Source organism: Lysinibacillus sp. AR18-8 (assembly GCF_001705465.1).
GTDB lineage: Bacteria > Bacillota > Bacilli > Bacillales_A > Planococcaceae > Lysinibacillus > Lysinibacillus capsici.
In genome coordinates this window covers 1-12,463 of sequence record NZ_MDGU01000022.1, presented here as the reverse complement: position 1 = coordinate 12,463, position 12,463 = coordinate 1, and the positions used below count along the sequence as shown (strand labels likewise).

The following is a 12,463-nucleotide window of genomic DNA, read 5'->3' as shown; positions in this document are numbered from 1 at the left end:
CTATTTAGTCAATTATTTATTGATATCTTCGAACAACGTCGCCAAGCTTTATGTCATTTGTTCCCGTACCAACCGCAGCAAATTTCCATTCGTTATTATGACGGTAAATTTCTCCACATACTAACGTCGTTAAATTCGAATAATTATCAGTTAAATTATAGCGAATTAGTTCGCTTCCTGTCCTGTCATCATACACACGAATATATGCATTATGAATCATACCAAAGTGTTGATTGCGACCTGCCGCATCATAAATGTTTACAACAAACACAAGCTTGTTATATTGCGAAGGTACAGACGATAGTTCAATTGTAATTACCTCATCATCACCATCACCATCACCTGTTAAATTATCACCTGAATGTCGAACAGAACCGCAGCTACTTGTTAATTTTCCGAAATAAACAACATCGTCACCCGCTACAACCTTATCATCTTGTAACATTAATACCGAAGCATCACAGTCGATACTTCTGCCACTGCCACTATTTCTGCTAGAAAATAAACCACCTAAAAAGCCGCCACTTTTCTCTTGGCCTACAGGGTCCCACCCTAAACCAACTTTAATTTTATTTAATCCTGCGTTACCCTTTGTTAAATCAACTCTTTGTCCTTTTTGTAAATTAATCCCCAATTCTAACACCCTCCTAAAATATGTATTTCAGTCGAAAGATTTTATGGTAAGCAATAATCTACTAAGCTAAAAGATTTCTACTTAAATTAAGTCTAAAATAACGTGACAAAAAATTCAATTAATGGCTCCAAAAAGGTGTTTTCTCTTATTTTTGAAAGCCCCTCACGTCTTTTTCTATACTATAAAACGTTTTTGTAGTAAAAATGTTCCTTTTATATCCAATGGTCCAAGCAGCTAAAAAAACCTTCTAACTTGTAGAAGGCTATTGTCTTATTTACTAACTTTTCATTTTTGGATCAAGTGCATCTCGTAGTCCATCACCCATTAGATTAAAGCCTAAAACTGTTAACATAATAGCTAAACCAGGGAAAATCATCGTCCACGGAGCATTTAATAAAAACTTCCGTGCATCCGCTAACATTTTTCCCCATTCTGGTGCTGGAGCTTGAGCCCCTAGCCCAAGAAAACCTAATGCTGCCGCTTCAATAATGGCTGTCGCAATTGCTAGTGTTCCCTGTACAATTATTGGGGTTATGGAATTCGGCAAAATATGCGAAAATAGAATTCGTGCATCACGCATACCAATTGCTTTTGCCGCTACTATATATTCCTCTTCCTTGACACTTAAAACCTTAGAACGGATTAAGCGCCCAAAATTCGGTACGTTAATAATAGCAATGGCGATTAATGCATTTTGTAAAGATGGACCAAGCACTGATACTACTGCAATCGCTAGTAGCATACTAGGGAAAGCTAGCATAATATCAAAAATACGTGAAATTATCGTATCGATCCATTTTCCATAATAACCTGCAATGATGCCAAGTAAACTACCAATTATCACGGACAAAATAACAGAGAAAAAGCCTACCCATAGCGAAATCCTTGCACCGTGAATGATCCTGGAAAAAATATCCCGTCCAAAATCATCCGTTCCAAACCAATGATCAGCGGATGGTGCCAGTAAACGCTTCGTTAAATCTTGTTCATTGATGCCCTGTGGTGCAATGAACGGACCAATGACAGCTAGTATAATAAAAAATATAACAATTCCTGCTCCAACAAGGGATACTTTACTCTTTTTAAAACTACGCCACCCTTCGAGCCATGGACCTACTGCCTTTTCTCGAACTGGTGATACTTCTTTTTTTATATCGATTGCTCCAGTCATCATTGCAACTCCCTTCTATTTGTATTTAATCCGTGGGTCGACTACTGTGTACAGTAAATCCACGATTAAGTTAATCATGATGAAAATAAATGCAACGACGAGAATACCTGATTGAATAACGGGATAATCCCTGAAGCCAATCGCATCATAAATATAACGACCAATTCCTGGCCAACTAAAAATCGTCTCTGTTAAAATGGCACCACCTAGCAGTAATCCAGTTTGTAGACCAATTACCGTTAACACAGGAATAACTGCATTCTTTAATGCATGCTTATAAACAACAATAAACATTTTTTGTCCTTTTGCTCTTGCAGTCCTTACATAATCTGAACGCATAACTTCCAGCATGGAGGACCTTGTGATTCTGGCAATGATAGCCATCGGAATCGTTGCAAGTGCTACTCCTGGTAATATTAATCGTTTTATAACTTCGATGAATTGATCAAAGCGGCCTTGAATGAGCGTATCCAATAAATAGAAATGGGTTATGGCGGTAATTGGATTTCGCACATCTTCTCGACCAGATGTAGGCAGCCATCCAAGCTTACTACTAAATGTCCATTGCTCCATCAATCCAAGCCAGAACACGGGTACAGATACACCGATTAACGCTATAATCATTGCTGTATAATCAAACCAAGAATTTTGGAACCACGCAGAAATAATGCCCGCATTCACACCAATAACAATCGCAATGATCATCGCAAATAGTGCAAGTTCGGCCGTTGCTGCTAAGTATGGGAAAATTTCTTCTGATACAGGTAGTTTCGTACGTAGGGAAACCCCTAAATCTCCCTGAAAAATACCTGCTAAGTAACTAAAATATTGTGTATACCACGGCTTATCTAATCCTAAACTTGCGTTTAACGCCTCGACCGCCTCTTTTGTTGCCTGTTGTCCTAAAATAACTTGTGCTGGATTTCCAGGAATTGCCCGTATCAACATAAAGACGATAAAAGTCATTCCAAGCAAAACTGGGATTAGTTGAAGTAAACGTCTCCCCATATAGTGAAGCATTTTCATCACCTCTCTATGATTTTCATAATCTACTGTGAAGTCTTTATATACTGTTGAAAGGTTGAGCCTTCACTAAACGGTTTTGAATGTTTAGTTGAATTCTTTCATACAGGAAATAATCATTATCTTTACTTGAAAAGAATCTGCGAGATTTCCACGGCTTACCCGCAGAAAAGCAAGCAGATTCTTCACATTCCTTTGTTCAATTAAAAATGATGAAATTTACTATTGAATATCTACTGCATCTAAACGGTCAGAACCAGTAGGATGCGCAATGTAATTTGTAACTTTCTTGTTAGCAGCTAAAATTGGAATAGAGTGAGCAAGTGGAACCCATGGAGCATCTTCAGAAATAATTACTTGAGCTTGCTTATAAAGTTCATTACGCTTGTCTTCATCAATCTCAGTTTGAGCAGCTGTTAATATCTTGTGTAATTCTGGATTATCATAGAACGTATAGTTATTAGAACCAATATTATCGCCGTCTAATAACGTGTATAGGAAGTTATCCGCATCCCCATTATCGCCTGTCCAGCCAAGTAGGAATGCATCCGCTTCACCGTTTTGAGCTTTTTCTAAATACGTAGCCCATTCAAATGACACAATTTTAGATTTAATACCCACGTCTTCTAAGTTCTTTTGAATCGCTTCAGCCACTTTTTGTCCGTCTGGCATGTATGGACGTGGTACTGGCATTGCCCATAGCTCAATTTCCTTGCCATCGTAGCCTGCTTCAGCAAGTAATGCTTTCGCTTTTTCAGGATCATACGTATAGCCTGTCACTTCATCGTTATAACCAGAAATTACTGGTGGCATTGGGTTTTTCGCTGGCTCAGCTAGCCCTTCATAAAATGCATCTACTAATGCTTGTTTATCAATTGCATAGTTGACTGCTTGACGCACTTTTACATTATCAAAAGGAGGACGTGTAACAGTTAAACCAAGGTAACCAACGTTCATAGATGGACGTTCGATTAACTGTAAATTAGCATCACCTTCGATTGTTGCTTTATCAGATGGGCTTAAGCCATCAGCTACATCAATATTGCCTGCTAATAAATCATTTAAACGTGCTGAGTTTTCTGGAATAGAACGATAAATTACTTTATCTAATTTAGGATAGCCATCAATATAGTAATCCGGGTTTTTCTCAATTGTGATTGAATCATTACGTACCCAGCTAACAAATTTGAATGGACCTGTTCCTACAGGATTTGCAGATAAACCTTCTTCATCTGCTTCAAATGCTGTTGGAGAAGCAATCGCAAATGGAGACATTGCTAAATTTTTCAGGAATGGTGCTTGAGGTTGACTTAACTTAAAGACAACTGTGTAGTCTCCCTCTGCAGTTACTGATTCAATTACTTGCTTATCACCAACGACAAATTGCGAACTAAAGTAAGGGTGTTTATCTGCACCTGTTTTCCAACGTTCAATATTTTTAACAACAGCCTCAGCATTGAAATCTGTGCCATCATGGAATTTCACACCTTCTTGTAGCTGGAAAGTATACGTTAAACCATCCTCTGATGCCTCCCATGATTTGGCTAAGCCTGGTTGAATTGTTACATCTTGCTCTCCGAAGTTTACAAGTGTTTCATAAATATTAGCTGTCACTGTGAAGGATTCACCGTCTGTAACAACAGCAGGGTCAAGTGCTACAGAATCTCCACCACGACCATACACTAAAATTTTTGGTTCTCCACTGCTAGCTGTATCGCCACCAGTTGAAGTATCTTTACTACCCGTATCCTTAGTATCTGAGCCGCCACATGCTGCTAAGATTGTCGAGAGAATAAGGAGTAGCATTACACCTAAAGTCCAAAACTTCTTTTTCTTCATCGAATTTCCCCCTATGAGTTTTTATATCATTTAATGTTGGAGTGCCTCGTAAAGATGGCAAGCAACATAATGACCTGGTTTCACTTCTTGCATTTTAGGTACTACCTGTGAGCACTGATCCTTTTTAAACGGACATCTCGTATGGAAAGTACAACCGCTTGGCGGGTTTGATGCACTTGGAATATCTCCAGAAATGATGATCTGTTCCCGTTCAAACGTAGGATCTGGAACAGGAACCGAAGATAAAAGTGCTTGTGTATATGGATGAAGCGGTTCAGCATATAAATCCTCACTCGCTGTCAGCTCAACTAATTTACCTAAATACATAACGCCAACTCGATTACTAATATGACGCACAACCCCTAAATCATGGGAAATAAAAATATAAGTTAGCCTTAAATCCTTTTGCAGCTTTTGCAATAAATTCAAAACCTGTGCCTGGATGGATACATCAAGTGCAGATACTGGCTCGTCCGCAATAATTAAGCGTGGATTGGTCATCAGGGCTCTAGCAATGCCAATACGTTGCCTTTGTCCTCCACTAAATTGATGCGGATAGCGCTTGATATGATATTCATTCAATCCAACAATCTCAAGTAGCTCCAACACTTTTTGTTTTCGCTCTTTGGCATTACCTATCCCATGAACAATAAGAGGCTCCTCTAAAATTTTGCCGATGTTATGGCGAGGATTTAGTGAGGCATAGGGATCCTGAAAAATCATTTGAATATCTCTACGTGCCTTCCTCATTTCATTGTTGGATAATTCTGAAATCATTTTGCCTGCGAATTCTATCCTGCCTCCAGTTGGCTCTAGTAAACGCATTAATAATCGACCCGTTGTGGATTTACCACAGCCTGATTCGCCAACAATTCCTAATGTTTCTCCTTCAAATACTTCAAAGGAAACATCATCTACAGCCTTTACATCCCCGGCATGTGAATTAAGGACTCCTTTTCGAATCGGAAAATATTTTTTTAACCCCTCAACCTTTAATAACGCTTTCGACACGTTGCTCCACCTCCTGCTTCTCTAGTAAAAAACATCTCGATTTATGATTCTCTGTTGCTTCAAATAAAGGTGGTGTTTCCTGTAAACAACGTTCCATTGCATATTGACAGCGTGCCGCAAAACGACAGCCTACTTGAATACTTCCTGGTTTCGGTACACTTCCAGGAATGGAGTATAAATTTTCCTTTTTATAACGCATGTCAGGTACTGATTGAATAAGTCCTTGCGTATAGGGATGTTTAGGATTAGTGAAAATTTCATGAATCGGCGCCTCTTCCACTATTTGTCCTGCATACATAACAATCACTCGCTCACAGGTTTCCGCGACAACCCCCAGATCATGTGTAATTAACAACACAGCTGTATTCAATCGTTTATTTAAGTCTTTCATAAGCTGTAAAATTTGGGCTTGTATTGTAACATCCAATGCAGTTGTAGGCTCATCTGCAATTAATACTTGAGGATCACAGACAAGTGCCATGGCAATCATCACACGTTGACGCATACCGCCAGACAGCTGATGTGGGTAGTCCTTTAGCAATTCCTCAGCACGTGGTAGACCCACCAATTTCATGATTTCAACTGCTCTTGCAAACGCTTCCTTTTTCGACCATTTTGGATTATGGATTAATATAGCCTCCTTTAACTGGTCACCAATCGTGAACAAAGGGTTTAGCGAAGTCATTGGCTCTTGGAAAATCATTGCAATGTCTTTTCCACGTATTTTTTGCATTTGTTTATCCGTACATTTAGCAATATTTTTGCCATCTAGCAAAATTTCTCCACCCGTTATTTTACCTGGTGGTGATGGAATTAATCCCATGATGGACAGCGACGTAACACTTTTACCACTTCCCGATTCTCCTACAATCCCTAAAATTTCCCCTTCATGGACAGAAAAATCGATATCGTCTACAGCAGGAATTTGCCCATTATCTGTGAAAAAGGTTGTTTTCAAACCTTTTATTTCTAGTAGTTTTTTCCTCATGTGTAACGCCCCACCCTACCTATATTTTACTTAAATGTATAATAATATTAATAGAATACTATAACTTTCGTTAAATTCCTTATTTTCAGATAATTCTAACTAAAAATCCTTACTCTTTCAATCATTAATATTCTGCAAATTACATAGAATTTCTACAATAATCGCCTTCCATAATAATAAAATCTTATAAAGAGATAATTTTTTACTTTTTTCAAAAAAAAATAGCCTTCCATTTTCGAATAAATGAAAGACTTTTTTTGAAAAAATTTCTTAAACCGTTTAATTTTCGGAAAATTTTAATCTAAGTGCTGTACTTGGAATAAATTATAATATGTCCCTTGACTGTCCATTAACTGTTCATGTGTTCCACTTTCAATTAATTGACCATGATCGATGACGAATATCTTGTCAGCATGGGTAATAGTAGAAAGACGGTGCGCAATAATAATAGTTGTTCGTTCATGGGCAAGCTTGTCTAATGATTCTTGAATCAGTGCTTCACTTTCTAGATCTAATGCAGAAGTAGCCTCGTCCAGGATTAGAATTGGTGGATTTTTTAAAAACACACGCGCAATGGCAACTCGTTGTTTTTGTCCGCCAGAGAGCTTTACTCCTCTTTCCCCAACCTTTGTGTCATAACCATTAGGCAGACTCATAATAAAGTCATGGGCATTTGCCGCTTTGGCTGCTTCGATGACCTGTGCATCTGTTGCATCTGGTCTCCCCATTAAGATATTCTCTTTGACAGAATCACTAAAAAGTATATTATCTTGCAGGACAATACCAATTTGAGATCGTAAGGAATGTAAAGTGACATCCCGTACATCTTTTCCATCAATGGTCACTTGCCCGCTTGTTGTATCATAAAAGCGAGGAATTAAACTGATAATCGTTGACTTACCACCACCACTCATCCCTACAAAGGCAACAGTCTCTCCAGGATTTATCGTTAAATCGATAGCATCTATAATAGGTGAGCCAGTTTCTTCATATTGGAAGGATACATTGTGAAAGCGAACCTGCCCATTTGCACGTGGGAGTTCACCAGCATAGTCCTTATCCTTGACTTCATAAGGCTCATCTATTAAATCGAACATTCGATCCATTGAAGCGATTGACTGTGTTAAAGTTGTGGACGAGCTAACAAGTCGACGAAGTGGGCCATATAAACGTTCAATATAAGCAATAAAAGCAACCATTGTTCCAACTGAAAGTGACCCATTTATTACTTGATAGCCCGCATAGGCTATAACTAGTAATGGTGCTACATCTGTAATGGTATTCACGACAGCAAATGATTTTGCGTTCCACTTTGTTTGATCAAGCGCTTTTTCTAAAAACTCACCGTTTGCTGAATCGAACAATTTTTGTTCATGCTTTTCTAAAGTAAAGCTTTTAATAATGCTCATACCAGCTACACGTTCATGTAAATAGCTTTGTACACCTGCAAGTGCTTGAGAACGTTTCCGTGTCAAATCTCTCAATTTGCCAAAGAAGTATTTCACACTGAAAGCATAAAATGGAAATGCGACCAACGCTACTAGTGTTAGCTTCACATCCATGGTTAGCATAATGGCAATCGCAATTACAATCGTCGCCAAATCTAACCAAACATTCATTAACCCCGTCATGACAAAGGTTTTTGTTTGTTCAACGTCATTAATTACCCTTGAAATAACATCCCCTGCCCGTGTATTGGCATAATACCTTAAGCTTAAACGCTGTAAATGTGCATAAATTTCCTTACGAATATCAAATAGTACCTTGTTGCTTACGTGTTGTGCAAAATATTGTCGATAATACTCAATAGGTGGACGGATAATAAAGAACACAATAATAGTTCCACCTAGCCAATAAAATAGTTCTTTTGTTTTTTCTACATCTGTTAAGTCATCTGCTGCAATAATATCGTCTAGCACAATCTTAATGAGCAGTGGAATAAATAGTGGAATAGCAAATTTTACTATACCAATGATAATCGTTAAAATAATTTCCCATGTATATGGTTTAACAAAGCGCATATATCGCTTAATGCTTCCCAATTTATCATCACATCCTTACAAAAAGAAACAGACATTCGAAGATGAATGCCCTAAGTATTATAGCAATATTTTGATTAAAATACAGTTATGATGACTTTATAGCGAACTATTTTACCTTTACCTTAACAACACTCTGTTCCCTCCAATAAAAAAACACCTATTAGTTAAACTAATAGGTGTCATGATTGATCATCTGACTGCATATCAAGCTGGAACTTGTAACGATTTGTCCAGACATCGATGAAATCGGGTGCAAATGGTCCTCTTTTTTGTTGAATCCAGCTTATTAATTTATCGACATTGCGCTTTAAAATCTTATCTATGACATCAGGATAAGACATTTCCTTACGATGGAGCTCATATTCATCCTCGTCTAAAAGGGTATAAGACATGTCAGGAAAAACTTTAATATCTAAATCATAGTCGATATATTTAATGGCATTATTATCGAAAACAAATGGTGAGCTTAGATTGCAATAATAATACACACCGTCTTCACGTAGCATACAGATGATGTTAAACCAGTGTTCCGCATGGAAGTAGCAAATAGAGGGCTCTCTCGTTAGCCATGTACGACCATCGGATTCTGTCACAAGTGTCCGTTCATTCGCACCGATTACGATATTTTTCGTTCCTTTTAAAACCATCGTTTCTTGCCAAACACGGTGGATACGGCCATTGTGCTTATAACTATGTATTTGTATCGTTTCTCCTTCTACCGGTAATGCCATTTTGTTAGCCCACCTTTTCGTCTATGCTACCTAAATCTAGCAGTCTCTAGTATATTATAGCAATGTGTACGCGAAAGGTGTAGTTAGAAAACCACAAATTTCACTACGCTATTTTGAATTTGTATAAAATTTAGTCAATTATAAGCGAATTTTATTATAATGTCAGCTTTGATGGGATTTTTTAGTTAATGCCATAGAGAATTTCCTTTTAAGCGGACGATTTACTTACCTAAACAATTTGAAAGGGGCTGTCTTTTTCATCTTTTCGGATTTAAGACAGCCCCTTAGAGGTAAATGCAATTATGCAGTTACAAAGTGTTACTCACCTAGATCTTGGTTAGTTTTTGAGAAACGGCCAGAAGCTGGAGCTTTCTTTTGCTCTGCTTTCGCATTTTGCTTTTGCACTTCATTTACGTCCGTTTCATAACCAAACTCTTCACTTTGACGTTGCATGTTTTTATTCGGTTGGAAATTTTGGTTGTTTTGTTTTTTCATCATTCATTCACCTCCACGCTAGTTATTGTGTACGGAGGTGATGACTTTTATGCTCATGAATCAATGATTTTAAGAAGGATTTATTTTCCTGCTGTTTGCTTTTTTACTTCATCCCAAATTTTTAGCATAGGCACAGGCATCGGTAAGAGTTCTATTTGCTCACGATTTAGCCAATCACCTAGCTCAGTCGATTCGCATTTTATATAATAGCTATTTAAATGCCAAGTTAAATGTGAAAAAACATGTTTAAATGTAAGTAATTCATGTTTGGCTTGGACAATTACTTTATATTCCATTGTAAAGTTTTCTACCGAAGATTGGCTTGTATCAATCATTGGAAATTGCCATAGATTAGCTAGCAGGCCTTGCTCAGGACGTTGTTGCATTAAAAATTGTCCTTTGTCATTTTCATATACGAGAACATCATATGTGAGATGCTTCATTTTTATCTTTTTTGATTTGACAGGTAATTTTTCTGGTTCTCCCTCATTAAAAGCTGTGCAATACTCTCTGACTGGGCATAATAAACATTTTGGAGAGGTAGGTGTACAAATAAGTGCACCCAGCTCCATTAAGCCCTGGTTAAACGATGAAGCATGATCAGGATCAATTAGTTCCTCAACTGCACTTTCGAAAATTTTCTTCGTTTTGGGAATAGCTATATCTTCATGTATATCAAGCACTCTACTTAGAACCCGCATAACATTACCGTCAACTGCATGTTCAGGCTTATTATAGGCAATACTTAAAATAGCACCTGCAGTATAGGGACCAACACCTTTTAATTTAGATATTTCATGGCGATTGTCAGGTACTATACCACCGTAATTTTCTATAACCTCACGAGCACCTGCTTGTAAATTGCGAGCACGAGAATAATAGCCAAGACCTTCCCAATGCTTTAATAAGTATTCTTGGGGTGCTTCCGCAAGCAAATCTAATGTTGGAAAACTTTCCATAAAGCGATTGTAATAAGGAATAACTGTGTCGACACGTGTCTGTTGTAGCATCACTTCAGATACCCAAATTTTATAAGGATCTGTTGTGTGTCTCCACGGTAAATCACGCTTCTCTGTGTTAAACCAGTCAACTAATGATTGTCGAAATTCTGTTACATATGGGTAATTCACAGTGACCTCCGTTGTTTTTACGATTTAATTTATGATGAAAAGGGTATACAATGAAGAAAAGAATATTCGTGGAAGATCGACAATAATCGTCGCTTACGCACGAGTGTCAGAATATTTCAATATACCTTTTATTATGTTCGAAATAAAGTTGTATGCACATTGTACTCGATTTTAATGCATACTAGGAGTGGATATTTTTGGATTCAGGTACACATTTCGTTATGGGTATTGCCCTTGGCGGTCTTGCATTAGCTGACCCTGTAGTAGCCAATCATTCAATGACTTTTACAGCAGTAATGGCAGGTACAATTATTGGCTCACAAGCTCCAGATGTCGACACTGTGTTAAAACTACGTAATAACGCCATCTATATCAGACATCATCGAGGAATTACACACTCACTACCAGCTGTAGTTTTATGGCCAATTTTAATTACAATTGTTTTATCACTGATTTTGCAAGATGTGAATGTGTTACATTTATGGCTTTGGACATTTTTAGCTGTTGCACTTCATGTTTTTGTCGATATTTTTAACGCGTATGGTACACAAGCAATTCGACCTTTCTCTCGAAAATGGGTTGCGTTAGGTGTCATTAATACCTTCGATCCCATCATTTTTACCTTACATTGTGTAGGTATTGTGTTATGGGCATTTGGCACAAATCCAGTATGGACATTCAGTATCATGTACGTGGTTATCGTGATTTACTATATTTTGCGTTTTGCTGTGCAAAAAGCAGTAAAAAACGCGGTGCATCATACTATTCAAGATGAAGAATATGTCATTGTAGCACCTACTATGCGCTTCTTCCACTGGCGAATCGCAGCAAAGTCCAAAACTCATTATTATGTTGGCCGTGCTTATGGAAGGACTGTTAATATTTACGATAAATTCGAAATTAAGCCTTTGCCTAAAACTGCGCTTGTAGATGCTGCAATGAAAGATCCTAACTTAGCTGCATTTGTGTCTTTCTCTCCTATGTATCGATGGGAGATTTCCGAGCTTGAAAACGGCTTAATAGAAGTAAGGTTAATCGATTTGCGTTACCGTAGTGACAATCGCTATCCTTTCGTTGCCGTAGCACATTTAAATGATGCGAATGACATTATTACGTCTTACACAGGCTGGATCTTTACAGAAGATAAGCTCCAGAAAAAACTACAAATTGGTGCGAGTAATTAAGCAGTAAACCCTGACCAATATTTGAAGTGACCCCTATAAGTTAGACACGGTTATTTCGTTTAGGCAGCTTGGGTAAACTGAGTTCGGTATTCTACCGGACTCAGTTTTAATTTTGCCTTTAAACGTCTCGTGTTGTAATACGTTATATACTTTTCAAGTTCCTTTTTAAAATGCTCGACACTATCAAATTCCTTTAAGTAGAGGAACTGTCTCTT

General features: G+C 37.7%; 12 protein-coding genes. 1 reads left to right on the top strand and 11 read right to left on the bottom strand.

Translation table 11 applies throughout. The features are described 5' to 3' along the window. Positions 1-16 precede the first annotated feature (16 nt). The 10 genes from BFM98_RS16145 to mutY all read right to left on the bottom strand — a co-directional run bounded on the left by BFM98_RS16145 (position 17) and on the right by mutY (position 11,064). On the bottom strand, positions 17-634 hold the full coding sequence (locus BFM98_RS16145) for a TerD family protein (RefSeq protein WP_048394762.1): 618 nt from the start codon (positions 632-634) through the stop codon (positions 17-19). A gap of 277 nt (positions 635-911) precedes the next feature. Further along, entirely contained in the window at positions 912-1,808 is an 897-nt protein-coding gene (gene nikC / locus BFM98_RS16140) for a nickel transporter permease (protein WP_054549024.1), read from the bottom strand. 12 nt (positions 1,809-1,820) lie between these two features. Further along, entirely contained in the window at positions 1,821-2,825 is a 1,005-nt protein-coding gene (locus BFM98_RS16135) for an ABC transporter permease (protein WP_048394767.1), read from the bottom strand. A 225-nt stretch (positions 2,826-3,050) separates the two neighbouring features. After that, positions 3,051-4,667 (bottom strand): ABC transporter substrate-binding protein, encoded by a 1,617-nt coding sequence (locus tag BFM98_RS16130; RefSeq protein ID WP_048394768.1) that lies wholly within the window; start codon positions 4,665-4,667, stop codon positions 3,051-3,053. A gap of 30 nt (positions 4,668-4,697) precedes the next feature. Beyond that, positions 4,698-5,678, bottom strand: a complete 981-nt coding sequence (locus BFM98_RS16125; RefSeq protein WP_048394771.1) for an ABC transporter ATP-binding protein — start codon at positions 5,676-5,678, stop codon at positions 4,698-4,700. Then, on the bottom strand, positions 5,653-6,666 hold the full coding sequence (locus tag BFM98_RS16120) for an ABC transporter ATP-binding protein (protein WP_066037904.1): 1,014 nt from the start codon (positions 6,664-6,666) through the stop codon (positions 5,653-5,655). The genes BFM98_RS16125 and BFM98_RS16120 overlap by 26 nt, the downstream gene beginning before the upstream one ends. Positions 6,667-6,962: 296 nt before the next feature. Then, a complete protein-coding gene (locus BFM98_RS16115; RefSeq protein ID WP_175400766.1) occupies positions 6,963-8,687 on the bottom strand; it encodes an ABC transporter ATP-binding protein in 1,725 nt (574 codons plus the stop codon). A 200-nt stretch (positions 8,688-8,887) separates the two neighbouring features. Further along, a complete protein-coding gene (gene ntdP / locus BFM98_RS16110) occupies positions 8,888-9,439 on the bottom strand; it encodes a nucleoside tri-diphosphate phosphatase (protein WP_004230486.1) in 552 nt (183 codons plus the stop codon). Positions 9,440-9,757: 318 nt separating this feature from the next. Continuing rightward, entirely contained in the window at positions 9,758-9,937 is a 180-nt protein-coding gene (locus BFM98_RS16105) for a gamma-type small acid-soluble spore protein (protein ID WP_004230485.1), read from the bottom strand. A 77-nt stretch (positions 9,938-10,014) separates the two neighbouring features. Then, positions 10,015-11,064 (bottom strand): A/G-specific adenine glycosylase, encoded by a 1,050-nt coding sequence (gene mutY / locus BFM98_RS16100; RefSeq protein ID WP_048394777.1) that lies wholly within the window; start codon positions 11,062-11,064, stop codon positions 10,015-10,017. Between the two features lie 197 nt (positions 11,065-11,261). Here mutY and BFM98_RS16095 point away from each other — a divergent pair, with 197 nt between their 5' ends. Next, on the top strand, positions 11,262-12,248 hold the full coding sequence (locus tag BFM98_RS16095) for a metal-dependent hydrolase (protein ID WP_066037902.1): 987 nt from the start codon (positions 11,262-11,264) through the stop codon (positions 12,246-12,248). Positions 12,249-12,307: 59 nt separating this feature from the next. Here BFM98_RS16095 and BFM98_RS16090 read toward each other — a convergent pair. Continuing rightward, on the bottom strand, positions 12,308-12,463 hold a 156-nt coding region (locus BFM98_RS16090), incomplete at its 5' end, for an IS3 family transposase (protein ID WP_139111246.1).